Source organism: Pseudomonas sp. NFIX10, assembly GCF_900111955.1.
In the GTDB taxonomy this organism is placed as follows: Bacteria; Pseudomonadota; Gammaproteobacteria; order Pseudomonadales; family Pseudomonadaceae; genus Aquipseudomonas; species Aquipseudomonas fluorescens_AA.
Genome location: NZ_FOKH01000005.1, coordinates 155,679 through 181,268, shown reverse-complemented (window position 1 = coordinate 181,268; position 25,590 = coordinate 155,679). Strand labels below are relative to the sequence as shown.

The window sequence follows — 25,590 nt, the reverse complement described above, 5'->3', positions numbered from 1 at the left end:
TCGCTCCCACAGGGATTCTGTGAACGCCGAAGATCCCGTGTGGGAGCGAGCTTGCTCGCGATGGCGGCCTCAAGAACGATTCAGCCCCCAGGCTTGGCCGCCGCTTCCCACAGCACCTCCGCCACCCCTTGCCGCCGGGCAATGACCCGCGCCGCCACGAACAACAGGTCCGACAACCGATTGATGTAAGCCAACCCCGGCCCCGTCAGCGGCTCCAGCGCGTTCAATTGCTGGCAACGCCGCTCGGCGCTGCGGGCCAGGCTGCGACAGACGTGGGCCTGGGCGATCAGCGTCGAGCCACCGGGCAGGATGAAGTTTTCCAGTGGCCCCAATTCCTCGTTCCACACATCGATCGCCGCTTCCAGCCGCTCGATTTCCGCCACGTTCAAGGCTTGGTAGGCCGGCATCGCCAGCTCACCGCCCAGGTCGAACAATCGATGCTGACAAGGCCCCAGCACTTCGCTGACTTCCTTGAGTGCCGGGTACCGGGCCGTTTCGGCGGCGAGCCCGGCCAGCAACAAGCCCAACTGGCTGTTCAGTGTGTCCACTTCGCCGATGGCCTCGACCCGTGGGTGGTCCTTCGCCACGCGGCGACCATCGCCCAACCCGGTTTCACCTTTGTCGCCGGTGCGGGTGTAAATCTTCGACAGGCGAAAGCCCATGCTCAACGCTCCAGTGGTTTGTTTTCCTGCGCCACCATCGAGGGGCCCGTCAGGGGCAGGCGCAAGGTGAAGCAGGTGCCTTGGCCTGGCGCCGACTGCACTTCCATCTGGCCCTTGTGGTTGTTGGTGATGATGAAATACGAGACCGACAGCCCAAGGCCGGTGCCCTGGCCGATCTCCTTGGTGGTGAAGAAGGGTTCGAAGGTGCGCTTGCGCACGTTCTCGCTCATGCCGATGCCATTGTCCTCGACCTGGATTTCCGCCCACGGCGGATTCAACCGCGTACGCAGGATGATGCGCCCGGGTTCGCTGTCGTCCTGGCGTTGGTGGATGGCTTGGGCGGCGTTTTTCAGCAGGTTGAGCAGCACCTGTTCCAGTTCGTTGGCCGTGCCGGGCACCGGGCCCAGGTTCGGGTCGAATTGACGGATGATCGCCTGGCCCTTGAAGTCGAAGCCGATCGTCAGGTCGAAGTCATTACCGGCGATTTCCACCGCCTGGTCGATCAGCGCCGGCAGGTCGCAGGGCGCCATCTGCCGCGTGCTGCGCCGGCTGAAGCTGAGCATGTGGGTGACGATTTTCGCCGCCCGGGCGCCGGCCTGCTGGATACCGTCGAGCAATTGTGGGATTTCCCGGCTTTCCAGGTAGCGGTTGACCACCGGCAATTCGATTCCCAGTTGCTCGGCCTGTTCGAGGTTTTTCGGCAATTCCGGCGACAAGCGTCGGCGGATGTTCTGCACGTTGTGCAGGATGGCGCCCAGGGGGTTGTTGATCTCATGGGCCATGCCCGCCGCGAGGCCGCCGACCGAGAGCATTTTTTCCGATTGCACCATCATTTCCTCCAGCGACAGGCGCTGGGTGATGTCGTCGATGCGGATCACCACGCCCCGCCCGGCGCCGCCCATCAGCGGATAGAAGGTCAGGGCGTAATGCCGTGCCTCGTCGTCCTTGGTCCAGGTGACGCGTTCGATCTTGGCCACCGTATGTTGCTCGACGGTCTGCTTGAGCTGGGGCAGGTACGGCTTGAGCGGTTCGAAGGCAAGGAAGATCGGTTGGTTCAGGGCCTCGTCCAGTCGCGTGCCGGAGAGGGCGCTGGCTTCCTGGTTCCATTGGGTGACGTAGAGTTGCTCGTCGAGGGCGATCAGGGCCGACGGCATGGAGTCGATGATGCTGTTGAGGTAGTTCTGGAAGCCCGTGAGTTTTTTCTCGATCTTGCTGCGCACCTGGACTTCCAGCTCCAGCTTGCGATTGGTATGGCGGGTCTCTTCCGCCAGGCCCTGGGCCTGGTCGTAGGCGGCCTGGGAGTCGTCCCGCGCCCGCTTGAGTTGCTGCTCCCGGGCTTCGATCCGCGACAGCATGGTGTTGAACGCTTCGGCCAGGCTGCCGATCTCGTCGTGATTACCGCGGGCGGCGCGCAGGGAGTAGTTCTCTTCGCGGGTGACCTGGCGCGACAGTTCTTCGAGTTGATGGATCGGCTGGGTGATCAGGCGTTTGATTTGCTGGGCGATGACCAGCCAGAGCAACACGCTGAAAATCAGGATGCCGAGGCTGGCGGTCAGGGTGCCGGTGTAGAACGCCGTGGGCAATTCGCTGCTGGCCACCAGCAACAGGTGCCCCGGCGTCGTGCCGGGGCGGGGCAGGGTAATGACCTGGTTGCTGCGGAACTCGCTCGCTTGCCAGGCTTGTATATTGCGGAAATGGTCCGGCAGCTTGAGCTTTTCGCCCTGTTGCAGCTGTGCCAGGCGGTCGCCCTGGCCGTCGTACAACGCCGCCGCCCGCAGCGGTGCGTAGCTGTTGAGCTCGTCGAGCAGGCGCTGGGCACTTTGTGGCGACTGCAGGGCGTCAGAGATCAGGCTCGGGTTGGCGACCAGTCGGCCAATGGTCTGCAGGGCCTGGGGCGCCATGCTTTCCTGGGAGATGTAGTAGGCGGCGCTGATAAAGGTCAGGTTGGCTACCAGCAGGACAGTGGTCAACAACACCAACAGGGCGGCCAGCAGTTTCTGGCCGACCGGAAGGTTTTCAAGGCGCTGGCGCAATGGCATCAGACTCGTCGCTAAGAAAGGAACACGAGGGCCAGCGTAGCCGCTGCTCAGTCGCTGGGCAATCCGAGGTTGTTCAAGTGGACAATCAGTCGCTGGCGCAGTTGTTCCAGGTGCGGCACGGTCAGCCCATGGCGCTGGGCGACCTTGCAGGCGTAGCCGAGCAAATAGCTGATTTCGGTACGACGCCGATTGGCCACATCCTGGTACATCGAAGAGTAATTGGCGGCCGTGGCCTGGATCACCCGTTCGACTTCCGGCTGCAAATCCTCGGCCGCCGCGGGCTGGCCGCACCGTTCGAGCACATCCGTGAGCTCCGCGCACAGGGTCGCCACTTCGCAGTGATGTTCCAGCAGGCCGCCGTTCTTGCAGTGATGCAGCACGGTCAGTGGATTGATTGCACAGTTGAGTGCCAGCTTGCGCCAGAGACGGGTGAGGATGTCGGCGCTCCATTCGTGGGGAATGCCGGCGGCGGCCAGGTCGTCCAGCCAGAACGGCGCCACCGGGTGAGCCGGGTCGCCCAACCAAGTGTAGCCATGGCCGGCGAATACCACGCGCCAGTCACCGTCGCGGAACGCGCCTTCGGTGCTGGAGGCGCTGATGCAACGAGCCTGGGGCACACAATTGGCCACTGCGTCCTGGCTGCCGAGGCCGTTCTGCAACAGGATCAGTTCCGATTCTGCGTCCAGGCGATGGGCCACCGACGTCACCGCCGCTTGCGCGTCGTAGGCCTTGCAAGCCAGCAGCAGGCGCTTGATCGGCTCCGGGCTGTCCGCCGTTTCGCCCGGCACCGGGTAGCACTGCGCCTGGCCTTGTTCCACCAGCGTCAGGCCCGCGGCGCCGCGGTAGGCCTGCAAGCGCGCTTCGTTGCGCAGCACCAGCCGTACCGGTAATCCGGCCCGGGCCAGGCGCGTGGCCCACAACATGCCGAGACTGCCGGCCCCGAGGACATGCCAGGTGGTGGGCATCAGTTTTTTACTCGGATTGGCGCAGGCATCAGAGGGCTCGCAGTGTCGGCACGAAAAGAGCCGTTATAATGAGCCCGATTTTAACCACAAGCCAAGCGCGCGCCGTTGATACTGGCGCGCCTTTTTATTTGGAGAACACTACATGCCGTCATTCGACGTGGTATCCGAACTGGACAAACACGAGGTCACCAACGCGGTTGAAAATGCCGTCAAGGAACTCGACCGTCGTTATGACCTCAAGGGCAAGGGCAGTTTCGAGTTCAAGGAAAAAGACCTGACCGTGAACCTGACCGCCGAGGCCGAGTTCCAGCTCGAGGCGATGATCGAGATCCTCAAGCTGGCGCTGGTCAAGCGCAAGATCGACGTGCAGTGCCTCGAGGTCAAGGACGCCTATGCCTCGGGCAAGCTGATGAAGCAGGAAGCCGTGCTCAAGGAAGGCATCGACAAGGAACTGGCGAAGAAAATCGTCGCTCATATCAAGGACGCCAAGCTCAAGGTGCAGGCCGCCATCCAGGGCGAGCAGGTGCGGGTTACCGGCAAGAAGCGTGACGACCTGCAGGAAGCCATTGCGGCCTTGCGCGGCAAAGAATTCGGCATGCCCCTGCAATTCACTAACTTCCGCGACTGACCCCCTGGTTGTCTGCATGTGGCGAGGGGATAAATCCCCTCGCCACAATGTGTTTCGATTGGTCTTTCGCGGTAACAGGAACAAAGGAGAGAGAGATGGACTTGAATGCTGAAGTGGACAACCTGGTCAAAGCTTCCCAGACCTGGATCCCCATGATCATGGAGTACGGTAGCCGGGTGCTGCTGGCGGTCATCACCCTGGCCATCGGCTGGTGGTTGATCAACAAAGTCACGCAGAAACTGGGTGCGCTGCTGGCCCTGCGTAACGCCGACCTGGCGCTGCAAGGGTTCATCAGTACCCTGGCCAACATCATTCTGAAGATATTGTTGATCGTCAGCGTCGCTTCGATGATCGGCGTGGAAACCACTTCGTTCGTCGCCGCCATCGGTGCCGCCGGCCTGGCGATTGGCCTGGCCCTGCAAGGCAGCCTGGCGAACTTCGCCGGTGGCGTGCTGATCCTGCTGTTCCGCCCGTTCCGCATCGGTGACTGGATCGAAGCCCAGGGTGTGGCCGGTACGGTCGATAGCATCCAGATCTTCCACACCGTGTTGCGCACCGGTGACAACAAGACCGTCATCGTGCCTAACGGCAATCTCTCCAACGGCATCATTACCAACACCAACCGCCAGCCGACCCGCAAGGTCGTGTTTGATGTCGGCGTGGATTACCAGGCTGACCTGCAAAAGGCCCGGGAAGTGTTGCTGGAGCTGGCCAAGGATGAGCGTGTGCTGGCGGATCCGGCGCCTGAAGCGGTGATTTCCACCTTGGGCGACAGTTCCATCACGGTGTCGCTGCGCATCTGGGTGAAGACAGCGGATTATTGGAGCGTGATGTTCATGCTCAATGAACAAGCGCGGGATCGCTTGAAGGACGCGGGCATTGATATTCCGTTTCCACAACGCGTGATTCGGGTCGTTCAGGAATCGACACCGACGTAATCCCGATCGATTATGGTCTGACCTTCAAGTCAGGCCTTGCGTAATAAAGTTGATCCAATAAAAAGGCCCATCCGAAGATGGGCCTTTTCTTGATTACCGCAAACAGACTTTCGGCAATTACAGAACCGAAATCGGGTAGTCGACGATCAGGCGGAACTCTTTGATGTCGCCTTCGCCTTCATCAGCGTTAGCGTAGTGCCAGGCTTGACGAACACGGAAGGAAAGATCTTTTGCCGGGCCAGACTGAACAACGTACTTGGCTTCGAAGTTGGTTTCGTTGTGCTTGCCGTCGCTTCCGTACAGCGGGTTGCCCAAACTATCACGATACTGGCTGTTGGCAGACAGGTGGGTGCCATCGATGTCCCAACCTTTGACGTAGCGGGTCATGAAGCTCAGACCAGGAACGCCGTACTCAGCCATCTTGATGTCGTAACGGATCTGGGCAGATTTCTCGTTAGGCGCGTTGAAGTCGGAGTACTGGATGGAGTTGGCGAGGAAGATCGAGTCGCCGCCGCGGTTAACGGAGCCACTGTGACCGCCCACACCAATGTAATCGAACGGGGTGTCGCCGTTGATTTTCTGGAAGGCCACGGTGATGGTGTGCGCTTTCAGGAACGAGAAGGCAGCAGCCAGGGAGTACGCGGTGTTGCTGATGTCGCCGGCTTTGGCGCTACCGGTGTCGGTAGTGCGGTAGATGTTACCGTCCAGGTTCAGCGACTGATCGCCACCCATTGGGATGGTGTAGTTCAGGTTCGCGTAGTACTGGTTCCAGATGTCTTCCAACTGGGCGCCATACAACGATGCGGACAGGTTTTCACTGAAGGCATATTTGCCGCCAGCGTAGTCGATGCTGTTGGCTTCGACACCGGCATAAGTCGCATACAGGCCGCCGTTACGAGCATTTTTGTCCTGGCTGGTCGCCGAGTAGAAGTGGCCGGCTTCCAAGTCAAGGTCTTTGATTTCGCTGCTCTGCAGTTGGAAACCGCTGGCAGTTTGAGGAAGGATACGGGAGCCGCCAACCGCGAACACTGGAGCAGTGCTTGGCTGCTGGTCACCGATTTTCAGCTCGGTCTTGGATACGCGGAACTTGATGGCTGCGCCAGCTTTGCCCTGGCTGTCGTTGACATCACCATCGCCAGGGATGTCGCGGCTCATGTTGCCGGTGCCGCCAGTGCCATCGCCGCCGTCCAGTTTGACCGCCAGGTAACCGAATGCATCGATACCGACGCCTACGGTGCCTTGGGTGTAACCGGAGTTGAAGTTACCCCAGATACCCTGGGTCCAGTCTTTCTGGTCGGTAGAGCCGTCTTTGCGGTCACGGTTGTAGTAATAGTTGCGCAGCAGCAGTTTGGCGCTGGCATCTTCAACAAAGCCTTTGGCTTCAGCCTGGTCACTTACGAAAGGTGCGGCCGAGGCCATTTGAGTACTGGCTGCTGCAGCAACGGCCAGTGCGATCATGCTCCACTTCATCACGCGCATCGTGATTTGCTCCTTTGGTTTTAAGAGTACTGCCGTCCCACCTGTTTTATTATCTGGGCGGCTCTTTCTTTTTGTGTCGGCGCAAACTTATATCACGCCGACATTCTTTGGCGATACTTGCCCATTCAACCTTTCAGCTTCTTTACGACCATGTCGCCAATGGCTCGATCCATGTCGTATTTGGGCTGATCCAATGCAATCGGATTCACAACTTAAGTGTTGTGTTTTCTGTTCCTGCATCGGTGTAAAGAGTCCGTCATTACTGCGCTTGAAGCTCCTTGGGGCAGCCTTGCCACTTTAATTTTGTAGTCCGCAGGTACTCGCTTCCGGCGTGGTCCTGTGGACGATGTGGGGATGAATGCAACAAGCATGCACAAACCCGGATTTCGTTTACATTTTTTTCACATTCTGGCGTCTGTCGCGGTGAAACCTCATGAAACCGGGCTCCAAAGGCCTTGTTTTAAATAGGGTTGACTGCGTACAGCCGCCGTGTTTGGAGACGATAAAAATGACGCGACAACCAAAAACGTTACCGGTTCACCCTGCACAGTGAGTAAATCCCGGATGCTTTGTGCACTGAGCGTAGACGTACTGTGCTGTTTTGGTGCAAAAAATTTGTGTCTTGTACGGAAATCTTACAGCGCCTAGGGAATCGCCTGACCTCTGGGGCGGCGATGTCAGGGCTTTGCCTAGTCGTTGCGCCGTGTTGGTGCGTGGGGCTGCACTTGTTCATGCCAGGCCGAGCCGTTGAGTCAAAAAAATAGCCGTCGGGGTGAGCCGGGGGCGGTTCGCCGTGATCGATCCGGCGTTCGCGGGTATGCTGCGGGTCTGTGCCCGATCCAGGCCTGCGGGCCGCCGGGCAGAATTCATTAGCGAGGAGTACGCGCGGTGTTTGCCTTAGACCCACGACTGCAACAAGACACATTGCCCATCGGTGATTTCCCGCTGTGTCGGTTGCTCTTGTCCAACGATTCCAATTACCCGTGGTTCATCCTCGTACCGCGGCGGGAAAATATCAGTGAATTGTTTCAATTGGATGACATCGATCAATTGCAGCTGTGGAAAGAAACCACCGCACTGGCCGAAACCCTCAAGGATTCGTTCGACGCCGATAAACTCAACGTTGCAACCTTGGGTAACGTCGTCAGTCAATTGCATATGCATGTCATCGTGCGCAAGCGTAATGATGCCGCCTGGCCGGCGCCGGTCTGGGGCAAGCATCCGGCCCAGCCTTATAATGAAGAACAGGTAACGGCCATTCGCGAACGCTTGCGCATGGCGCTGGCCGATGATTTCAAGTTTCTGGAGGGCTGAACCATGAACCTTGAAGAACGCGTAACCGACCTGGAAAGCCGCCTGGCCTTTCAGGATGACACCATCCAGGCGTTGAATGACGTACTGGTGGAGCAGCAACGAATCGTCGAACGTTTGCAGCTGCAAATGGCGGCGCTGCTCAAGCGCCAGGAAGAAATGGCCGGGCAGTTCGAATCCTTCGAAGAAGAAGCCCCGCCTCCTCATTACTGACCTGGCCGATTGGCAGGCAATAAAAAACCGCGAGCAGCCAGGGCTGCATCGCGGTTTTTTACGCTTGGATCAGCGGCGCGGCAGCGCAGCGATCACGTCTTCGGCCTGCAGGCCCTTGTCGCGGTTCATCACGGAAAATTCCACGCGCTGGCCTTCCACCAGGACGCGATGGCCTTCGCCACGAATGGCCCGGAAATGGACGAAGATGTCATCGCCGGAGTCGCGGGAAATGAAGCCGAACCCTTTGGACGTGTTGAACCACTTCACCGTGCCGGTATCGCGGTTGGACATGTCGTAGTTCTGCGCAGCGGCGGCCGGCGACGACTTCTTGTAGAAGCTGACGGCCAGGTGCAGTGCTACGGCGAGCAGTGCCGCGCCCAGGCTGAACAGAATGGCCGGTTGACCGCCAATTTCCGGCATGGGCGCCAGCAGGGCCAGGGTTTGCAGGGCAACGGCCAGCACCAGCAAGGCGCTGACAAGGTTTTGCAGTTGGTGGCGTGGACCTTTGTTCCAGTAAGGGATGACGGGGGCAAGGGTCAGGTTGAGCAGGCCGAAAAAGGCCAGGTACAGTGCATCGGGGTGTTGCAGGTAAGGTGTGGCTTCGGAACCCAGGCTAGGGATGAAGGACAGCAGCAGGGCAGCTGCGCCCATTAGCAAGTGGACGATTTTCAACATTTTGATTGGCTCACGGTTAAGACAGATCACAAGGAAGAGCGGGTCGGGCACGGTTCGCTTCGAAACAATGAGAGGCGTTGGACACGTACCCGAATCAGCCTATGCGTTACGCCCGGGAAAATTAGGCGTAGCGACACACTGCCTATTTAACAGCAAAGCTCGGGCCTTCTCAAACCCGTTACGGGCGCGCACCGCGCTGTTCGTCGGCCAGAAAAGCCCCGCGGCTGCTTGAACGCGCCTGGCAAGCGGCGTTGAATTTCCCGGGTGTCGGAACCGTCGGCTGCCTTGGCTGGTCGGTTCTGGAGGGCTGGCAATCTGTCGCAGGCCGTAGGCGGCCAGAACCACTAGAGTGGTAGGGCCGTTGTCGAATTCATCACCCTAAGGAGATCTACCCCATGGCAATTGATATCGGTATCAGTGAAGAAGACCGCAAGTCCATCGTCGACGGGCTTTCGCGCCTGCTGTCGGATACCTACGTGCTGTACCTCAAGACCCACAATTTTCACTGGAACGTCACCGGGCCGATGTTTCGGACCCTGCACCTGATGTTCGAGGAGCAATACAACGAGCTGGCCCTGGCGGTGGACCTGATTGCCGAGCGAATCCGCGCCCTTGGCTTCCCGGCCCCGGGTGCCTACTCGGTGTATGCGCGCCTGTCCTCTATCAAGGAAGAGGAAGGCGTGCCTGCTGCCGAAGACATGATCCGGCAACTGGTCGAGGGCCAGGAAGCGGTGACGCGTACGGCCCGTGGCATCTTTCCTTTATTGGACAAGGTCAGTGACGAGCCCACGGCCGACCTGCTGACCCAGCGTATGCAGGTTCACGAAAAGACCGCGTGGATGCTGCGGGCGCTGTTGGAAAACTAATAAGGCGCGCGTTGTATCGTGGCGAGGGAGCTTGCTCCCGTTCGGCTGCGCAGCAGTCGCAAGACCTGTGTCTGGCGGGTTTGGGCCGCTGCGCAGCCCAGCGGGAGCAAGCTCCCTCGCCACAAGGGCGATATCGCCTGCACGCTGGGTGTAGGACGGCGTAATTCGTCGCCGACCTGCTGTTGGCTTGTCCTACGTCCATGGTCATAAAGTCGTCTGGAACTGGCGATGCCGTTGAGCTTCCATAGAGCCACAGATGGGTTGTTCCAACCCAGAGGCTCGTATGGCAAAGGAGTGTCAACGGTATGATTCAAGGAAAAGAACCCGGGGAAGGGCGGCTGGGGCGTTTTCAGCCTATCAGCGTCGACCCGTTCATCCGGGGGTTCGATATGCAACTGGCCCGGCCCTTGGCCCGATCCATTCGCCTGAACGGGTTCGCCACCTGTCTGCGGCTGGAACAGGTCTATTGGGATATCCTCGGTGACATGGCCGAGCTCAACCGCTGCTCCATCAGCACGTTGCTGTCCCATGTGGACAGGGAAGTGCACCTGCGCCATGGCGGGGTGCGCAATTTCAGCGGGTTGGTGCGCGTGGTCTGCGTGGTGCACAGTTTGAAGGAAACCGGGATGGATCATGGTGCGGCGTAGGCGCTGCCGGAGGCTGCGATCTTTTGATCTTGCGCTTGGGACTCAAGTGTCTGGGGCAAGATCGCAGCCTCGTTGCACTCGTCAACTCCTGCATGGCGTTCACTCGGCAATGGCTGTGCGGTCTTACGGCTGCACAGGCCGCATTTAATGGATATAATCCCGCTCTTTGCCGCAAAGCCCCGCCTTTGCGCGTGTAACCTGATCGCCGAGACAACCCCATGCCGATGTACGACTATCAATGTGCTTCCTGTGGTCATCAGATGGAAGCCATTCAAAAGATCAGCGCGGCACCGCTGGTCGACTGCCCTGCCTGCCGGGCGCCGGAACTGAAAAAGATGCTTTCCATGCCTGGTTTCCGCCTCGGCGGCACGGGCTGGTATGAAACCGACTTCAAGACCGGCGCCAAGAAAAACCTGGCCGGTGGCGACAAAGCCGATTGAGTTGAATACGCGCGAGTTCTTGCACGGGCAGGGCCTCCAACCGAATGTCGAATTACGAGAAGTGAAACCACTACCATGATGCGCAGCCATTATTGCGGCCAACTGAACGAAAGCCTGGAAGGTCAGGAAGTTACTCTTTGCGGATGGGTCCATCGTCGCCGTGACCATGGCGGGGTGATTTTCCTCGATATCCGTGATCGTGAAGGCCTGGCCCAGGTGGTGTTCGATCCGGATCGCGCTGAAACCTTCGCCACCGCCGACCGCGTGCGCAGCGAATACGTCGTCAAGATCACCGGCAAGGTGCGCCTGCGCCCGGCCGGCGCCGGCAATGCCAACATGGCGTCGGGCATGATCGAAGTGCTGGGCTACGAGTTGGAAGTGCTCAACGAGTCGGAAACCCCGCCGTTCCCGCTCAACGAATACTCCGACGTGGGCGAGGAAACCCGCCTGCGCTACCGCTTCATCGACCTGCGTCGCCCGGAAATGGCCGAGAAGCTGCGCCTGCGTTCGCGCATGACCACCAGCATCCGTCGCTACCTGGACGAAAACGGCTTCCTCGACGTCGAGACGCCGATCCTGACCCGCGCCACGCCGGAAGGCGCCCGCGACTACCTGGTGCCGAGCCGTACCCACCCCGGCAGCTTCTTCGCCCTGCCGCAGTCGCCACAGCTGTTCAAGCAACTGCTGATGGTGGCCGGGTTCGATCGCTACTACCAGATCGCCAAGTGCTTCCGCGACGAAGACCTGCGTGCCGACCGTCAGCCTGAATTCACTCAGATCGACATCGAGACCAGCTTCCTCGACGAAAAAGACATCATGGGCCTGACCGAAGGCATGATCCGCAACCTGTTCAAGGAAGTGTTGGGTCTGGAGTTCGGCGAGTTCCCGCACATGACCTTCGAAGAGGCCATGCGCCGCTACGGTTCCGACAAGCCGGACCTGCGTAACCCGCTGGAACTGGTGGACGTGGCCGATCAGCTCAAGGACGTCGAGTTCAAGGTGTTCAGCGGCCCGGCCAACGACCCGAAATGCCGTATCGCCGCCCTGCGTGTTCCAGGCGGCGCCAGCATGCCGCGCAAGCAGATCGACGATTACACCAAGTTCGTCGGTATCTACGGTGCCAAGGGCCTGGCGTACATCAAGGTCAACGAGCGCGCCGCCGGTGTCGACGGCCTGCAATCGCCCATCGTGAAAAACATCCCGGAAGCCAACCTCAATGTGATCCTCGATCGCGTGGGTGCGGTTGACGGCGACATCGTGTTCTTCGGTGCCGACAAGGCCAAGATCGTCAGCGAAGCCCTGGGCGCGCTGCGCATCAAGCTGGGCCACGACCTGAACCTGCTAACTTGCGAGTGGGCACCGATGTGGGTCGTTGACTTCCCGATGTTCGAAGAAAACGACGACGGAAGCTTCTCCGCGCTGCACCACCCGTTCACCGCGCCGAAGTGCTCGCCGCAAGAGTTGGAGGCCAACCCGGCCACCGCTCTGTCCCGCGCCTACGACATGGTCCTGAACGGTACCGAGCTGGGTGGCGGTTCGATCCGTATCCACCGCAAGGAAATGCAACAGGCGGTGTTCCGCCTGCTGGGCATCGACGAAGCCGAGCAGGAAGAGAAGTTCGGCTTCCTGCTGGACGCGCTGAAGTACGGTGCACCGCCCCACGGTGGCCTGGCTTTCGGCCTGGATCGCCTGGTGATGCTGATGACCGGCGCCCAGTCGATCCGTGAAGTGATCGCGTTCCCGAAAACCCAGAGCGCGGCCGATGTCATGACCCAGGCGCCGGGCGTGGTGGACGCCAAGGCGTTGCGCGAATTGCACATCCGTCTGCGTGAACAGCCAAAGGCTGAGTAAGGCTGGCACCTGAGAAGGCGCATCTTCGGATGCGCCTTTTCATTGGGGTCGATATTTCTGATTGCCGGCCACTGCCCACGCGCGGGGCGGGCAATGTTCCAAAGAGAAACGGAGCGAGTTATGGCAGGTCATTCCAAGTGGGCGAACATCAAGCACCGCAAAGAACGTCAGGATGCCAAGAGAGGCAAGATCTTCACCAAGTGGATCCGTGAGCTGACGGTCGCGGCCCGCCAGGGTGGCGGCGATCCGGGTTCCAACCCGCGTCTGCGCCTGGCCTTGGACAAGGCCTTGGGTGCCAACATGAGCCGCGACATCATCGACCGGGCCATCGCCCGTGGCGCGGGTGCGACCGAGGCCGACAACGTCGAGGAACTGACCTACGAAGGGTATGGCCCGGGCGGCGTGGCGGTGATGGTCGAATGCATGACCGACAACCGCAACCGTACCGCTGCCGCCGTGCGTCACGCGTTCAGCAAATGCGGTGGCAACCTGGGCACCGACGGCTCGGTGGCCTATCTGTTCGAGCGCAAAGGGCAAATCAGCTTCGCCCCGGGCCTCGATGAAGATGCCCTGACGGAAGCGGCCCTGGAGGCCGACGCCGATGACGTGGTCAGCCATGAAGACGGCTCGTTCGACGTGTTCACGTCGTTCGCCAGCTTCTATGCCGTGCGCAATGCCCTGGAGGCGGCCGGTTTCAAGCCCGCCGACGCGGAAATCGTCATGCAGCCGACCACCAGTGCCGAACTGGACCTGGAAGGCGCCGAGAAGGTGCTCAAGCTGATCGACATGCTGGAAGACCTGGATGACGTGCAGAACGTTTATTCCAACGCCGATATTCCGGAGTCGGTGGCTGAACAGCTGGGCTGATGGCGTCTATTTAAATACCAATGTGGGAGCGAGCTTGCTCGCGATAGCGATACTTCAGTCAACACTGTGCTTGCTGACCCGACGCCATCGCGAGCAAGCTCGCTCCCACAGGTCTGGTCAATCCTCTTCAAACCGCAGGCGTTATGACTTTAATCCTTGGTATCGACCCTGGTTCGCGCATCACCGGCTACGGTGTGGTTCGCGATACCGGGCGCGGCTGCGTGTACGTCGCCTCCGGTTGCATCCGCACCGGCGCGGGCGAGCTGCATGAGCGCTTGCAGATCGTTTATCGCGGCGTGCGCGAAGTCATCCAGACCTACGGCCCGGTGACCATGGGCATCGAACGGGTCTTCATGGCGCGCAACGCCGATTCGGCCCTGAAGCTGGGGCAGGCCCGGGGCGCGGCCATTGTGGCCGGTGCCGAGGAAAACCTGGAGATCGCCGAGTACACCGCGACCCAGGTCAAGCAGGCGGTCGTCGGCACAGGGGCGGCGAACAAGGAGCAGGTGCAAATGATGGTGATGCACCTGTTGAAACTGGTCAGCAAGCCGCAAATCGACGCCTCCGACGCCCTGGCCATCGCCATTTGCCATGCCCACACCCGTTCCAGCCTGTTGCCTCATGGCCTGGGGACTGCACGCAGTCGTGGCGGGCGCCTGCGTCTCTGATAGCATCAGCGCAATCTTCGTGAGCCCGAGCATCTTGCGCCTGTGTCGTCGGCCTTCCTGCCCGGGCTGTTATTCGCCAGCCCGCGGGCTGGCCAACACCCAAGGATCTGAAACGTGATTGGACGCTTGCGCGGCACCCTGGCTGAAAAACAGCCGCCGCACCTGATTCTGGATGTAAATGGCCTGGGTTATGAGCTGGAAGTGCCCATGACCACGCTGTATCGCTTGCCGTCGGTCGGCGAGCCGCTGACCCTGCACACCCATTTGGTCGTGCGCGAGGATGCGCAGTTACTCTATGGTTTCGTCGGCAAGCGCGAGCGGGATTTCTTCCGCGAGTTGATCCGTCTCAATGGTGTCGGCCCGAAACTGGCCCTGGCCTTGATGTCGAGCCTGGAAGTCGACGAACTGGTGCGCTGCGTGCAGTCCCAGGACACCTCGGCGCTGACCAAGGTGCCGGGGGTGGGCAAGAAAACCGCCGAGCGCCTGCTGGTCGAACTCAAGGACCGCTTCAAGGCCTGGGAGGCGGTGCCGGCGATGTTCGCCCTGGTGCCGAACCAGCCGGACGCGCCGGTGCCGGCGGTCAGCGCCGAAAACGATGCGGTCACCGCGTTGATCTCCCTGGGCTACAAGCCGCAGGAGGCCAGCAAGGCGATTTCCGCCATCAAGGAAAAAGGCCTGAGCACCGAAGACATGATTCGCCGTGCCCTGAAGGGAATGATTTAAGTGATTGAAGCTGATCGTCTGATCGCCGCCACGGGCGCACCCCGTGACCGCGAGGAAATCCAGGATCGCGCGATTCGTCCTGTCAGCCTGGCCGACTACATCGGCCAACCGACCGTGCGCGAGCAGATGGAGCTGTTCATCCAGGCGGCCCGTGGGCGCAGCGAGTCTTTGGACCACACCTTGATCTTCGGCCCGCCGGGCCTGGGCAAGACCACCCTGGCCAACATCATTGCCCAGGAAATGGGCGTCTCGATCAAGAGCACGTCGGGGCCGGTGCTTGAACGGCCGGGCGACCTGGCGGCGTTGCTGACCAACCTTGAGCCCCATGACGTACTCTTCATCGACGAAATCCATCGGTTGTCGCCGATCGTCGAGGAAGTGCTGTACCCGGCCATGGAAGATTTCCAGCTCGACATCATGATTGGCGAAGGACCGGCGGCGCGCTCCATCAAGCTGGACCTGCCGCCCTTCACCCTGGTGGGCGCCACCACCCGCGCCGGCATGCTGACCAACCCGCTGCGGGACCGTTTCGGTATCGTCCAGCGCCTGGAGTTCTACAACAACGCCGACCTGGCGACGATTGTCAGCCGTTCGGCGGGCATCCTCGGCTTGCCGCTGGACCCGGACGGTGCTTATGAGATCGCCCGGCGCGCCCGGGGGACGCCGCGGATCGCCAACCGCTTGTTGCGCCGGGTCCGGGATTTTGCCGAAGTCCGGGCCAAGGGCCACATCACCAAGCCGATTGCCGACCTGGCGCTGAACCTGCTGGACATCGACGAGCGTGGTTTCGACCACCAGGACCGGCGCCTGCTGCTGACCATGATCGAGAAGTTCGACGGCGGCCCGGTGGGCGTGGACAGCCTGGCGGCGGCCATCAGCGAAGAGCGCCACACCATTGAAGATGTGCTGGAACCGTACCTGATCCAGCAGGGCTATATCATGCGCACGCCTCGCGGGCGCGTGGTGACCCGCCATGCTTATCTGCACTTTGGCTTAAACATCCCGACACGAATGGGCGAGATGCCGGTGGTAGACGAATTCCTCGATGCCGTGGACGATTGAACGAGCTCTGTACGCCGACTTTTTTCCGGTTCGTGCTGTCCCAGACGAAGCCCGGAGCGTCAATGCGTTCGAGAATGAAAAAACAGTTGCCTGGCCGATTGGCAACCTGAGGAGTAAGCACTAGAGTATGCGCGCGCAAAACGGGCTGGAGTCGTTCGCACATCGCTGTCGCGTTTATTACGAGGACACCGATGCCGGCGGCATCGTCTACTACGTCAATTACCTCAAGTTTATGGAACGGGCTCGAACCGAACGGCTGCGGGAACTGGGTTTTGCCCAATCCGCGCTGGCAGGGGAGGACCTGTTATTCGTCGTGCATTCCAGCGAAGCGCGTTACCACGCGCCGGCGCGACTGGACGACGAACTGGTGGTAAGTGCCGATGTCATCGAATTGAACCGTGTCAGCCTGCGCTTCAAGCAGCAGGTCAGGCGGGCTACGGATAACGTGCTGCTCTGCGAAGGGCAGTTTTTGGTGGCCTGTGTGCGCACCCATAGTTTGAAACCCCGGGCCATTCCCGAAGCTCTACGTGCGGCCTTTGCCGGCGTGAGCGGCGCGGGTACACACTCAGAGCAGGAGATAAAGCGTGGAAGCTAACGTCGTCGACCATTCCTCCATGTGGAGCCTGGTCAGCAATGCCAGCGTCGTGGTGCAACTGGTAATGCTGACCCTGGTAGCCGCATCGGTGACCTCATGGATCATGATCTTTCAGCGCAGCAACATGCTGCGCGCCGGTCGTCGTGCCCTGGAGAGCTTCGAAGAGCGCTTCTGGTCCGGCATCGACCTGTCCAAGCTCTATCGCCAGGCCGGTAGCAACCCGGACCCGGACTCGGGCGTCGAGCAGATCTTCCGTGCCGGCTTCAAGGAGTTCTCTCGCCTGCGCCAGCAGCCGGGCGTCGACCCTGAGGCGGTGATGGAAGGTGTGGCCCGTGCCATGCGCGTCGCCATTTCCCGCGAGGAAGAAAAGCTCGAACAGGGCCTGTCGTTCCTGGCCACCGTTGGTTCGGTCAGCCCGTACATCGGTCTGTTCGGTACCGTGTGGGGGATCATGAACTCCTTCCGTGGCCTGGCTTCCGCCCAGCAAGCGACCCTCGCCACCGTGGCCCCGGGCATCGCCGAGGCACTGATCGCCACCGCCATCGGTCTGTTCGCGGCCATTCCGGCCGTGATCGCCTACAACCGCTTCGCTGCCCGCAGCGAAATGCTGACTGGCCGTTACTACACCTTCGCCGATGAATTCCAGGCGATCCTGCACCGTAAAGTGCACACCAGCGAAGAATAAGCAGGTATTTCCCAATGGCTTTAATCGCTCGAGCCCGAAAAAAGCGCAAGCCGGTCGCCGAGATGAACGTGGTGCCCTACATCGACGTGATGTTGGTGCTGCTGGTCATCTTCATGGTGACCGCGCCCATGCTCAATCAGGGCGTGAAGGTCGATCTGCCCAAGGTTTCCAGCGAAGCCTTGCCGCAGGACAACAACACCCAGGTACTGACCATTTCGATCAAAGCTGACAAGACCTACTACTGGAACCTTGGCAGTGAAGTGGACACCGAGAAGCAGCAGGACCGGGCCATGACCTTGCCGCAGATGACCGATGCGGTGACCAAGATCATTCGTGTCGGCAACGATGCCGGCAAGCGCACGCAAGTCTTCATTCGCGGCGACAAGACCGTCGACTACGGTGCCGTGATGGGCGCCATGGGCGGCCTGCAGAAAGCCGGGGTCGGTAATGTTGGCTTGATCACCGAGGCCCCCTGATGCAGCAACAGCGAGAGCCGTCCGCCTCGGAAAGCTACTTCTGGCCCAGTGTCCTGGCCATCGGCCTGCATGTGCTGGTGTTCGGCATGCTGTTCGTCAGTTTTGCCATGACCCCGGAGTTGCCGCCGGCCAAGCCGATCGTGCAGGCGACGTTGTACCAGCTCAAGTCGAAAAGCCAGGCGACGACCCAGACGAACCAGAAGCTTGCCGGTGAGGCGAAGAAATCCGCCGCGCGCCAGACTGAAGTCGAGCAGATGGAACAGAAGAAGGTCGAGCAGGAAGCGATAAAGGCCGCGGAACAAAAGAAAGAGGAAGCGGCTCAAAAGGCCGAGGAAGCCAAGAAGGCCGATGAGGCGAAGAAAGCGGACGAGGCGAAAAAGGCTGACGAAGCCAAGAAAGCCGACGATGCGAAGAAAGCCGCCGAGGCCAAAAAGGCAGAAGAGAAACAATTGGCTGATATAGCCAAGAAGAAAGCCGAAGAAGAAGCCAAGAAAGCCGCTGAAGAAGAAGCCAAGAAAGCGGCCGCTGAAGAAGCGAAGAAAAAGATCGTCGAGGACGCCAAGAAGAAAGCGGCCGAAGACGCCAAGAAAAAAGCTGAAGCTGAAGAGGCGAAAAAGAAAGTCGCCGAAGACGCGAAGAAGAAAGCCGCCGCCGACGCCGCCAAGAAAAAGGCCCAGGACGCAGCGCGTAAGTCCGCCGAAGACAAGAAGGCCCAGGCCTTGGCAGATTTGCTTTCCGACACGCCGGAGCGCCAGCAGGCCTTGGCCGATGAGCAGGGTGATGAAGTTGCCGGCAGCTACGATGATCTGATTCGGGCCCGAGCGGCAGAAGGCTGGGCTCGTCCACCTTCGGCGCGCAAAGGCATGACGGTAGTATTGCAAATCGGCATGTTGCCCGACGGTACGGTTACCTCGGTCAGCGTCGCCAAGTCCAGTGGTGATGGTCCGTTCGACGCTTCGGCGGTCGCGGCGGTCAAGAACATTGGGCGTTTGACGGAAATGCAAGGAATGAAACCGAGCGACTTTGCTCCCTATCGTTCATTCAAGATGACATTCACACCTGAGGATCTAGCCTTGTGAGAAACCTTCTTCGATCAATGCTGGTCGTTATCTGCTGCCTGGCAGGGATAGCGGTAGCAGAGGAAAAGAACATTCTGGTCACCAGCGGCAGCGACCGGGCCACCCCGATCGCCGTCGTACCGTTCGGCTGGCAGGGCGGTAACGTCCTGCCGGACGACATGGCGGAAATCATCGGCAACGACCTGCGCAACTCGGGTTACTACGCGCCGATTCCGAAGCAGAACATGATCAGCCTGCCAACCCAGGCCAGCGAAGTCATCTACCGTGACTGGAAGGCCCTGGGTGCCCAGTACATCATGGTCGGCAGCATCGTTCCGGCCGGCGGTCGCCTGCAGGTGCAGTACGCCCTGTTCAATGTCGCCACCGAGCAGCAGGTGCTGACTGGCAGCGTGTCGGGCAGCGTCGATCAGTTGCGCGACATGGCGCACTACATCGCCGACCAGTCGTTCGAGAAACTCACCGGTATCAAGGGGGCGTTCTCCACTCGCATGCTCTACGTGACGGCCGAGCGTTTCTCCGAGAACAACACCCGCTACACCCTGCAGCGTTCCGACTATGACGGCGCGCGTGCGGTGACCTTGCTGCAATCGCGCGAGCCGATCCTGTCGCCGCGCTTCGCCCCCGATGGCAAGCGCATCGCCTATGTCTCGTTCGAGCAGAAGCGTCCGCGTATTTTCGTGCAGCACATCGACACCGGTCGTCGTGAGCAGATCACCAACTTCGAAGGCCTGAACGGCGCGCCAGCCTGGTCGCCGGACGGTTCGCGCCTGGCGTTCGTGCTGTCCAAGGACGGTAACCCGGACATCTATGTGATGAACCTGGCTTCGCGCTCGATCTCCCGCGTCACCAACGGCCCGGGCATCAACACCGAACCGTTCTGGGGCAAGGATGGCTCGACCATCTACTTCACCTCCGACCGTGGCGGCAAGCCTCAGATCTACAAGACCAGCGCCGGTGGCGGTGGCGCCGAGCGCGTGACTTTCGTCGGTAACTACAATGCCAACCCTAAACTGTCGGCGGACGAAAAGACCCTGGTGATGATCCATCGCCAGGACGGTTTCACCAATTTCAAGGTGGCGGCCCAGGATTTGCAGCGCGGAAGTGTAAAAATCCTCACTGATAGCACTCTGGACGAGTCACCCACTGTTGCGCCCAACGGCACCATGGTAATCTACGCCACCCGCCAGCAGGGCCGGGGAGTCTTGATGCTCGTGTCCATTAACGGACGCGTGAGGCTCCCGCTTCCTACCGCACAAGGCGAAGTCAGAGAACCGTCCTGGTCCCCTTACCTGAACTGACGCGGCGCAATACGTTTTACTTAACACACTGGGGTTCATTAGGAGTTTCACGATGGAAATGCTGAAGTTTGGTAAATTTGCTGCGCTGGCTCTGGCCATGGCTGTAGCTGTAGGTTGCTCGTCCAAAGGCGGCGACAATGCCGGTGAAGGCGCTGTTGATCCAAACGCTGGTTACGGCGCTAACACTGGTGCCGTTGACGGCTCCCTGAGCGAAGAAGCTGCTCTGCGCGCAATCACCACCTTCTACTTCGAATACGACAGCTCGGACCTGAAGCCAGAAGCCATGCGCGCTCTGGACGTTCACGCCAAGGACCTGAAAGCGAACGGCGCTCGTGTTGTTCTGGAAGGCAACACCGACGAACGTGGTACTCGTGAGTACAACATGGCACTGGGCGAGCGTCGTGCGAAAGCCGTTCAGCGCTACCTGGTACTGCAAGGTGTTTCCCCAGCTCAGCTGGAACTGGTTTCCTACGGCGAAGAGCGTCCAGTTGCCACCGGCAACGACGAGCAGTCCTGGGCTCAAAACCGTCGCGTCGAACTGCGTAAGTAATTCGTCATGCGAACGTGCCGTCGTGCTGTAACTGTTCTGGCTCTCAGCCTCGCGCCGCTTGCGGCGTGGGCTGCGGTTCCTGTGGTCGATAACGATGCCGGCTATAACAATAGCGGGAGCAGTTATCCGCCTGCAGGTTACGGTACGAACGGCGCCTATGCCGGGGGAGGGGTTTCGGCCCCTGTCTCGGCACAGGGCCAGCTGTTCAACCAACTGCAGCAAATGCAGGATCAGATCTCGCGCCAACAGGGTGTGATCGAAGAACTGCAAAATGATATTTCGCGCATGAAGCAGGAAAACCTGGAGCGATACCAGGATCTTGATCGGCGCATAGGATCCGGCGTTGCACCTGCCGCGACTCCTGAGAATTCTCCAGCCGGTGGCGACTTGAATGCCCCCGGTGCAGCCGCAGGCGCGGGGGCAGCTGCTCCAGCAGCGCCTGCCGCCGGTGGCGAGCCGGCTGATCCGGCGAAGGAAAAGCTCTACTACGATGCTGCCTTCGACCTGATCAAGGCCAAGGATTTCGACAAGGCCAGCCAGGCCTTTGCCGCTTTCCTGCGCAAATACCCAAACAGCCAGTACGCGGGCAATGCCCAATACTGGCTGGGCGAAGTGAACCTGGCCAAGGGCGACCTGCAAGGTGCCGGCCAGGCGTTCGCCAAGGTTTCGCAACTGTATCCCAAGCATGCCAAGGTGCCGGATTCGCTGTACAAGCTGGCTGACGTGGAGCGCCGTCTCGGTCACGCCGACAAGGTGAAAGGCATTCTGCAGCAGGTGGTGGCCCAATATCCGGGTACATCCGCGGCTCAGTTGGCCCAGCGTGATCTACAACGCATGTAAGCCGGTTTGACCTGTTTTGAAGAAACCCGCGCCTGTCGCGGGTTTTTTCGTTAGAATTCACGCCCTTTTTATGAAACACGCTTTTTGGGATCTGCGCGTTGGCGGGGTTCCTTGAAGTGCCTGACGGAGGCGGACAGCCTGTTTAGCTGTTACGCCCGTGGCGACTATGCAAGACACATTGAGAATCACCGAAGTTTTTTACTCGTTGCAGGGTGAAACGCGAACGGCTGGGCTGCCCACGGTATTCGTGCGCCTTACCGGTTGTCCGTTGCGTTGCCAATACTGTGACAGCGCCTACGCCTTCAGCGGCGGCACCGTGCGAACCCTCGACGATATCCTGGAGCAAGTGGCCAGTTATCGTCCGCGTTATGTCTGTGTCACGGGCGGCGAGCCCTTGGCGCAACCCAACGCCATCCCCTTGCTCAAGCAGTTGTGTGATGCCGGTTACGAGGTTTCGCTGGAAACCAGCGGCGCCCTGGATATCTCGGCCGTCGACCCGCGCGTCAGCCGCGTCGTGGACCTGAAAACCCCAGGCTCCAAGGAAGCGCACCGCAACCGCTATGAGAATATCGAACTGCTGACGCCCAACGATCAGGTCAAGTTCGTGATCTGTTCGCGGGAGGATTACGACTGGGCCGTGTCCAAGTTGATCCAGCACGGGCTCGACCAGCGGGCCGGCGAAGTGTTGTTGTCGCCGAGTCATCACGATTTGAACGCGCGGGATCTGGCGGATTGGGTGGTGGCGGATAACTTGCCGGTGCGCCTGCAACTGCAGCTGCATAAATATCTTTGGAACGACGAGCCGGGGCGCTGAGATGACTGAACATTCGAACATGGTTGAAAAACGTGCGGTCATCCTGTTGTCCGGGGGGCTGGATTCGGCCACGGTCGTGGCCATGGCCCGTGCCGAAGGCTACCGCTGCTACACCATGAGTTTCGACTATGGCCAGCGCCACCGCGCTGAGTTGCACGCCGCGGAACGGGTTGCCCGGGATTTGGGCGTGGTGGAGCACAAGGTGATCGGCCTGAACCTCAACGGCATCGGTGGCTCGGCCCTGACCGACAGTTCCATCGACGTGCCCGAGGCGCCTAGCGAGGGCATTCCGGTGACCTATGTGCCTGCGCGTAACACGGTGTTCCTGTCCCTGGCGTTGGGGTGGGCCGAAGTGCTGGGCGCCCGTGACATTTTCATTGGCGTCAATGCCGTGGATTATTCCGGCTACCCGGATTGCCGCCCGGAGTTCGTCGAGGCGTTCGAGCGCATGGCCAACCTGGCGACCAAGGCCGGCGTGGAAGGGCAGGGTTTCCGCATCCAGGCGCCGTTGCAGAATCTGAGCAAGGCCGACATCGTCAAGGCGGGCGTGAAGCTTGGCGTGGACTACGGGCTCACCGTTTCCTGCTATCAGGCCGACGATCAGGGCCGCGCTTGCGGCAAATGCGACAGCTGCCGCCTGCGTGCGGAAGGCTTCGCCGCGGCGGGTGTGAGCGATCCCACCCGTTATTTTTGATTTATTTCAAATTAAGTGTTGAATAGTCCTTAGAAATCAGTATTATACGCGCCACCACACAGCGGGTCGTTAGCTCAGTTGGTAGAGCAGTTGGCTTTTAACCAATTGGTCGTAGGTTCGAATCCCACACGACCCACCATTTTTAGCTGTTTTAAAAGTCTGGAAGGCCCACGAAAGTGAGGATTTCCGGATTTTTTTTTGCCCGCGAAAAAGTCCACCAACCGAAGTGGCCCTCAGAGCAGGCCCTCCTCGGCGCATACTTTCATGATCTGCTCGCGAAGCCAGATGTTTGCGCTGTCCTGGCTCGCTTTCTCGCTCCACATCATGTCCAGCGTAAAGTTCGGTAGACCCGTAGGTGGCTGGCGTTCGCCGAATCGTTCTTTATCGCAAATCAATGCCTGGATGCGCCGGGGCAATGTCAGGATAAAGTCGGTTCCGGCGATCAGGTTTAACGCTGCTACGTAGCTGTTGGCTCTTGCGATTATCTTGCGGCTATAACCCTGTCGAGCGAGCCAGCCATCGATCATGTTGGTGTCAGACGTCCACGGTGTCGGAAATACGTGCTGGCGGACGGTAAACGCTTGCAGGCTGAAGTCTTCTTGCGGCGCTGGGGCATTTTTATCTAGGACGCACACCAACTCGTCTTCGAGCAGCACCTGCGAGCGCAGACCTTTGACGTCGCCATGGAAGTTCGGCCCGAAACAGACGATAAGATCGAAGCGATCGTCTCGCAGTGCATCAACTGGGATATCCCGTTTAAATTTCGTCGTGTTGATGACTACCGCAAAGCGCTTGCCAATGAAGCGTTTGATCAATTTGGGCAGGATCAGCAGTTCGAAGTATTCCGGTGCACAGAGGTTGAACGTGATTTCTTCCTGATTCGGATCGAATGTCTGGAAACCGGAATGGCATTTGTTGATAGCCTCGAGAGCCCCCAGTATCTGGCCGTACATGGCGGTGGCTTTATGAGTGGGGCTCATGCCGGAGCGGGTATTGATGAACAGATCGTCTTCGAAACTGGTGCGCAGTTTCTTCAGGCAGTAGCTCACGGTTGACTGGCTGACGCATAAGGCCTCGGAGACCTGGGTGACGCTACCCTGTTCGTACACCGCCACAAATACCATCAGGTCCTGCATGTCCAGCTTTCTGAGCAGGTTACTGACCAGCATCAGCTATTCTCGGCGTCATCCCTGCGTCTCTCTTTGTCCTGACGAAAGTCTCCATTTATACATGAGCCTGGGTTTTTTATCCTTCAAGCAGGGTGCTGGGCTCGCGGCAAGCGCTGCCTAGTCAATATGCCGCGCGTATTGCTTGGGATTGAAGCGCAGGACCATCAGGAGCATCAACGCCATGACGGCGGTGAGCGACCACCAGGCCCATTCGAAGCTGCCCAACTGATCGCGGATCATCCCGGCAATCAATGGCGAGAGCCCGGCGATCAGGTAGCCGATGCCTTGCACGAACGCGGTCAGGCCACCGGCCCGTCGCGGGTTGTCCAAGTGGTCGAGGGACACGATCAGGCTCATCGGGAACAGGCCGCCGATGCCCAGGCCCAGCAGGCAAGGCCACAACAGGCTGAAGCGTTCCGGGCTGAGGATCAGACCGCAGAAGCCGCCCATGATCAGGACCAGCAACACGGCGAGGACCACGCGCTTGTCCTGGCTGCGGTTGGCGATCGCCGGGGTGACGAGGCCGGACAGCACTTCCATGGCCGTGAGGAACCCCAGCAGCAGGCCCGCGTGTTGTTCACTCCAGCCCTTTTCCACGTAGTACGGGGCCAGCCAGGCCAGTACACAGGTGTAGGAGGCGGTGCCCAGGCCGAAGAAAATCGCCAGCAACCAAGCCCGGGAATTGCTGAAGAATGACTCTTGCTGCTGGGCAGGGGCTGCGGGTAACGGGGTCACGGCTGAGCGCTGGGCGTACCAGCAACCCAGGGCGACCAACGCCAACAGCGCCCAGATCGCCAGGCCGATGCGCCAGCTGCCGGTCTGTGCCAGGACAAACGGCGAAAACGACGCGGCAAGCGCCGCGCCGCCCATGATCGACGTGACATACAGGCCCATGAACAACGAGACGTTGTCGGCGTAGCGTGACTTGATCAGCGCCGGCATCACCGCTTGGATCAGCGCGATGCCGAGTCCGGCCAGCACTGCGCTGACGATCAGCTCGGCGGCGCTGTCCAGGTACAAGCGCGATGCGGTGGCGATACCGATGATCAACAGCGACAGGACAATGGTGCGGTGCTCACCGATGCGCAGGGCGATGCGCATGCCCAGGAACATCGCCAGGCCCATGGCCATGACCGGCAACATGGTCAGCAGCGAGGCCGTGCTGAAGCTCAGGGGGACCTCGCCGCGAATGGCTGACAGCAACGGCCCGACCGCGGCCATCGAGGGCCGTAGGTTCAGCGCCACCAACACGATGCTGACCATCAGCCAGACGGCGTGGGTGCTTGATGTTCGAACGTTTTCCATAACAGAGCCTTGGTTGACAAAGCGTCATTTAGGCTGGGGCGGCCTGTTATG

28 protein-coding genes and 1 tRNA gene are annotated in these 25,590 nt (G+C 60.1%); 22 read left to right on the top strand and 7 right to left on the bottom strand.

Annotated elements, in window-relative coordinates:
• Positions 1-80: 80 nt before the first annotated feature.
• The 3 genes from BM321_RS06875 to BM321_RS06865 are packed head-to-tail and all read right to left on the bottom strand — an operon-like array spanning position 81 to position 3,666.
• Entirely contained in the window at positions 81-662 is a 582-nt protein-coding gene (locus tag BM321_RS06875) for a cob(I)yrinic acid a,c-diamide adenosyltransferase (protein ID WP_092441971.1), read from the bottom strand.
• 2 nt (positions 663-664) lie between these two features.
• Positions 665-2,701, bottom strand: a complete 2,037-nt coding sequence (locus BM321_RS06870) for a sensor histidine kinase (RefSeq protein ID WP_092252012.1) — start codon at positions 2,699-2,701, stop codon at positions 665-667.
• A gap of 47 nt (positions 2,702-2,748) precedes the next feature.
• Positions 2,749-3,666: a putative 2-dehydropantoate 2-reductase gene (locus BM321_RS06865; protein ID WP_092441970.1), complete on the bottom strand. Its 918-nt coding sequence runs from the start codon at positions 3,664-3,666 to the stop codon at positions 2,749-2,751.
• A 142-nt stretch (positions 3,667-3,808) separates the two neighbouring features.
• Here BM321_RS06865 and BM321_RS06860 point away from each other — a divergent pair, with 142 nt between their 5' ends.
• Complete coding sequence (locus tag BM321_RS06860; RefSeq protein WP_092166399.1) at positions 3,809-4,294, top strand: YajQ family cyclic di-GMP-binding protein; 486 nt, start codon at positions 3,809-3,811, stop codon at positions 4,292-4,294.
• Between the two features lie 95 nt (positions 4,295-4,389).
• Complete coding sequence (locus BM321_RS06855) at positions 4,390-5,232, top strand: mechanosensitive ion channel family protein (protein ID WP_092441969.1); 843 nt, start codon at positions 4,390-4,392, stop codon at positions 5,230-5,232.
• Between the two features lie 117 nt (positions 5,233-5,349).
• Here the strand turns inward: BM321_RS06855 and BM321_RS06850 are convergent, their stop codons facing one another.
• Positions 5,350-6,711: an OprD family porin gene (locus tag BM321_RS06850; RefSeq protein WP_092441968.1), complete on the bottom strand. Its 1,362-nt coding sequence runs from the start codon at positions 6,709-6,711 to the stop codon at positions 5,350-5,352.
• Positions 6,712-7,599: 888 nt separating this feature from the next.
• Between BM321_RS06850 and BM321_RS06845 the strand changes: the two genes are divergently transcribed.
• On the top strand, positions 7,600-8,025 hold the full coding sequence (locus tag BM321_RS06845) for an HIT domain-containing protein (protein ID WP_092441967.1): 426 nt from the start codon (positions 7,600-7,602) through the stop codon (positions 8,023-8,025).
• Between the two features lie 3 nt (positions 8,026-8,028).
• The gene (locus BM321_RS06840; RefSeq protein WP_030140808.1) at positions 8,029-8,235 is read left to right on the top strand and encodes a SlyX family protein; all 207 of its coding nucleotides are present in this window, start codon (positions 8,029-8,031) and stop codon (positions 8,233-8,235) included.
• A 69-nt stretch (positions 8,236-8,304) separates the two neighbouring features.
• On the opposite strand, the gene BM321_RS31135 is transcribed toward BM321_RS06840, so the two are convergent.
• A complete protein-coding gene (locus BM321_RS31135) occupies positions 8,305-8,910 on the bottom strand; it encodes a cold-shock protein (RefSeq protein WP_003205048.1) in 606 nt (201 codons plus the stop codon).
• Between the two features lie 395 nt (positions 8,911-9,305).
• Between BM321_RS31135 and BM321_RS06830 the strand changes: the two genes are divergently transcribed.
• From BM321_RS06830 to BM321_RS06745, 18 genes are all read left to right on the top strand, one after another.
• Positions 9,306-9,776 carry a Dps family protein gene (locus BM321_RS06830; protein ID WP_060740897.1) on the top strand — a complete coding sequence of 157 codons (471 nt, stop codon included), beginning with the start codon at positions 9,306-9,308 and terminating at the stop codon, positions 9,774-9,776.
• 305 nt (positions 9,777-10,081) lie between these two features.
• Positions 10,082-10,423 (top strand): ribbon-helix-helix domain-containing protein, encoded by a 342-nt coding sequence (locus tag BM321_RS06825; protein WP_060740898.1) that lies wholly within the window; start codon positions 10,082-10,084, stop codon positions 10,421-10,423.
• Positions 10,424-10,641: 218 nt separating this feature from the next.
• Positions 10,642-10,863: an FmdB family zinc ribbon protein gene (locus BM321_RS06820; RefSeq protein WP_092441966.1), complete on the top strand. Its 222-nt coding sequence runs from the start codon at positions 10,642-10,644 to the stop codon at positions 10,861-10,863.
• Positions 10,864-10,938: 75 nt separating this feature from the next.
• The gene (aspS, locus tag BM321_RS06815; protein ID WP_092166408.1) at positions 10,939-12,714 is read left to right on the top strand and encodes an aspartate--tRNA ligase; all 1,776 of its coding nucleotides are present in this window, start codon (positions 10,939-10,941) and stop codon (positions 12,712-12,714) included.
• A 120-nt stretch (positions 12,715-12,834) separates the two neighbouring features.
• Positions 12,835-13,581 carry a YebC/PmpR family DNA-binding transcriptional regulator gene (locus tag BM321_RS06810; RefSeq protein ID WP_018614256.1) on the top strand — a complete coding sequence of 249 codons (747 nt, stop codon included), beginning with the start codon at positions 12,835-12,837 and terminating at the stop codon, positions 13,579-13,581.
• A gap of 143 nt (positions 13,582-13,724) precedes the next feature.
• Positions 13,725-14,249 carry a crossover junction endodeoxyribonuclease RuvC gene (ruvC, locus tag BM321_RS06805; protein ID WP_014339919.1) on the top strand — a complete coding sequence of 175 codons (525 nt, stop codon included), beginning with the start codon at positions 13,725-13,727 and terminating at the stop codon, positions 14,247-14,249.
• A 114-nt stretch (positions 14,250-14,363) separates the two neighbouring features.
• A complete protein-coding gene (gene ruvA / locus BM321_RS06800; protein WP_053124616.1) occupies positions 14,364-14,972 on the top strand; it encodes a Holliday junction branch migration protein RuvA in 609 nt (202 codons plus the stop codon).
• Positions 14,973-16,034 carry a Holliday junction branch migration DNA helicase RuvB gene (gene ruvB, locus BM321_RS06795; protein WP_003178599.1) on the top strand — a complete coding sequence of 354 codons (1,062 nt, stop codon included), beginning with the start codon at positions 14,973-14,975 and terminating at the stop codon, positions 16,032-16,034.
• Between the two features lie 127 nt (positions 16,035-16,161).
• Positions 16,162-16,629 carry a tol-pal system-associated acyl-CoA thioesterase gene (gene ybgC / locus BM321_RS06790; protein WP_003205037.1) on the top strand — a complete coding sequence of 156 codons (468 nt, stop codon included), beginning with the start codon at positions 16,162-16,164 and terminating at the stop codon, positions 16,627-16,629.
• Positions 16,619-17,314 carry a protein TolQ gene (tolQ, locus tag BM321_RS06785; protein ID WP_014339916.1) on the top strand — a complete coding sequence of 232 codons (696 nt, stop codon included), beginning with the start codon at positions 16,619-16,621 and terminating at the stop codon, positions 17,312-17,314. Before ybgC ends, tolQ begins: the two co-directional genes overlap by 11 nt.
• Positions 17,315-17,337: 23 nt before the next feature.
• Positions 17,338-17,790 carry a protein TolR gene (tolR, locus tag BM321_RS06780; protein ID WP_161798348.1) on the top strand — a complete coding sequence of 151 codons (453 nt, stop codon included), beginning with the start codon at positions 17,338-17,340 and terminating at the stop codon, positions 17,788-17,790.
• Positions 17,790-18,869: a cell envelope integrity protein TolA gene (gene tolA, locus BM321_RS06775; RefSeq protein WP_053186763.1), complete on the top strand. Its 1,080-nt coding sequence runs from the start codon at positions 17,790-17,792 to the stop codon at positions 18,867-18,869. Before tolR ends, tolA begins: the two co-directional genes overlap by 1 nt.
• Complete coding sequence (tolB, locus tag BM321_RS06770) at positions 18,866-20,167, top strand: Tol-Pal system beta propeller repeat protein TolB (RefSeq protein WP_063324614.1); 1,302 nt, start codon at positions 18,866-18,868, stop codon at positions 20,165-20,167. Before tolA ends, tolB begins: the two co-directional genes overlap by 4 nt.
• Before the next feature lie 52 nt (positions 20,168-20,219).
• Complete coding sequence (gene pal / locus BM321_RS06765; protein ID WP_003178634.1) at positions 20,220-20,717, top strand: peptidoglycan-associated lipoprotein Pal; 498 nt, start codon at positions 20,220-20,222, stop codon at positions 20,715-20,717.
• A gap of 6 nt (positions 20,718-20,723) precedes the next feature.
• Positions 20,724-21,557 carry a tol-pal system protein YbgF gene (ybgF, locus tag BM321_RS06760; RefSeq protein ID WP_092201474.1) on the top strand — a complete coding sequence of 278 codons (834 nt, stop codon included), beginning with the start codon at positions 20,724-20,726 and terminating at the stop codon, positions 21,555-21,557.
• A gap of 166 nt (positions 21,558-21,723) precedes the next feature.
• Positions 21,724-22,371, top strand: coding sequence for a 7-carboxy-7-deazaguanine synthase QueE (gene queE, locus BM321_RS06755; protein WP_092441965.1), 648 nt, complete (start codon positions 21,724-21,726; stop codon positions 22,369-22,371).
• A gap of 19 nt (positions 22,372-22,390) precedes the next feature.
• Positions 22,391-23,065, top strand: a complete 675-nt coding sequence (queC, locus tag BM321_RS06750) for a 7-cyano-7-deazaguanine synthase QueC (RefSeq protein WP_175459489.1) — start codon at positions 22,391-22,393, stop codon at positions 23,063-23,065.
• Positions 23,066-23,128: 63 nt separating this feature from the next.
• Positions 23,129-23,204 (top strand) — tRNA-Lys (locus BM321_RS06745).
• Between the two features lie 94 nt (positions 23,205-23,298).
• Here the strand turns inward: BM321_RS06745 and BM321_RS06740 are convergent.
• Positions 23,299-24,234 carry a LysR family transcriptional regulator gene (locus BM321_RS06740; protein WP_092441964.1) on the bottom strand — a complete coding sequence of 312 codons (936 nt, stop codon included), beginning with the start codon at positions 24,232-24,234 and terminating at the stop codon, positions 23,299-23,301.
• 117 nt (positions 24,235-24,351) lie between these two features.
• Complete coding sequence (locus BM321_RS06735; RefSeq protein WP_092441963.1) at positions 24,352-25,539, bottom strand: cyanate transporter; 1,188 nt, start codon at positions 25,537-25,539, stop codon at positions 24,352-24,354.
• Between the last annotated feature and the right edge of the window lie 51 nt (positions 25,540-25,590).

Coding starts and splice junctions, on each gene's coding strand:
- ruvC (WP_014339919.1), top strand. CDS start 13,725: ATGACTTTAATCCTTGGTATCGACCCTGGTTCGCGCATCACCGGCTAC.
- BM321_RS06830 (WP_060740897.1), top strand. CDS start 9,306: ATGGCAATTGATATCGGTATCAGTGAAGAAGACCGCAAGTCCATCGTC.
- tolA (WP_053186763.1), top strand. CDS start 17,790: ATGCAGCAACAGCGAGAGCCGTCCGCCTCGGAAAGCTACTTCTGGCCC.
- queE (WP_092441965.1), top strand. CDS start 21,724: ATGCAAGACACATTGAGAATCACCGAAGTTTTTTACTCGTTGCAGGGT.
- BM321_RS06735 (WP_092441963.1), bottom strand. CDS start 25,539: ATGGAAAACGTTCGAACATCAAGCACCCACGCCGTCTGGCTGATGGTC.
- ybgF (WP_092201474.1), top strand. CDS start 20,724: ATGCGAACGTGCCGTCGTGCTGTAACTGTTCTGGCTCTCAGCCTCGCG.
- queC (WP_175459489.1), top strand. CDS start 22,391: ATGGTTGAAAAACGTGCGGTCATCCTGTTGTCCGGGGGGCTGGATTCG.
- BM321_RS06865 (WP_092441970.1), bottom strand. CDS start 3,666: ATGCCCACCACCTGGCATGTCCTCGGGGCCGGCAGTCTCGGCATGTTG.
- BM321_RS06850 (WP_092441968.1), bottom strand. CDS start 6,711: ATGCGCGTGATGAAGTGGAGCATGATCGCACTGGCCGTTGCTGCAGCA.
- BM321_RS31135 (WP_003205048.1), bottom strand. CDS start 8,910: ATGTTGAAAATCGTCCACTTGCTAATGGGCGCAGCTGCCCTGCTGCTG.
- BM321_RS06875 (WP_092441971.1), bottom strand. CDS start 662: ATGGGCTTTCGCCTGTCGAAGATTTACACCCGCACCGGCGACAAAGGT.
- BM321_RS06820 (WP_092441966.1), top strand. CDS start 10,642: ATGCCGATGTACGACTATCAATGTGCTTCCTGTGGTCATCAGATGGAA.
- BM321_RS06855 (WP_092441969.1), top strand. CDS start 4,390: ATGGACTTGAATGCTGAAGTGGACAACCTGGTCAAAGCTTCCCAGACC.
- BM321_RS06825 (WP_060740898.1), top strand. CDS start 10,082: ATGATTCAAGGAAAAGAACCCGGGGAAGGGCGGCTGGGGCGTTTTCAG.
- aspS (WP_092166408.1), top strand. CDS start 10,939: ATGATGCGCAGCCATTATTGCGGCCAACTGAACGAAAGCCTGGAAGGT.
- BM321_RS06810 (WP_018614256.1), top strand. CDS start 12,835: ATGGCAGGTCATTCCAAGTGGGCGAACATCAAGCACCGCAAAGAACGT.
- BM321_RS06860 (WP_092166399.1), top strand. CDS start 3,809: ATGCCGTCATTCGACGTGGTATCCGAACTGGACAAACACGAGGTCACC.
- pal (WP_003178634.1), top strand. CDS start 20,220: ATGGAAATGCTGAAGTTTGGTAAATTTGCTGCGCTGGCTCTGGCCATG.
- BM321_RS06840 (WP_030140808.1), top strand. CDS start 8,029: ATGAACCTTGAAGAACGCGTAACCGACCTGGAAAGCCGCCTGGCCTTT.
- BM321_RS06870 (WP_092252012.1), bottom strand. CDS start 2,701: ATGCCATTGCGCCAGCGCCTTGAAAACCTTCCGGTCGGCCAGAAACTG.
- BM321_RS06740 (WP_092441964.1), bottom strand. CDS start 24,234: ATGCTGGTCAGTAACCTGCTCAGAAAGCTGGACATGCAGGACCTGATG.
- ybgC (WP_003205037.1), top strand. CDS start 16,162: ATGCGCGCGCAAAACGGGCTGGAGTCGTTCGCACATCGCTGTCGCGTT.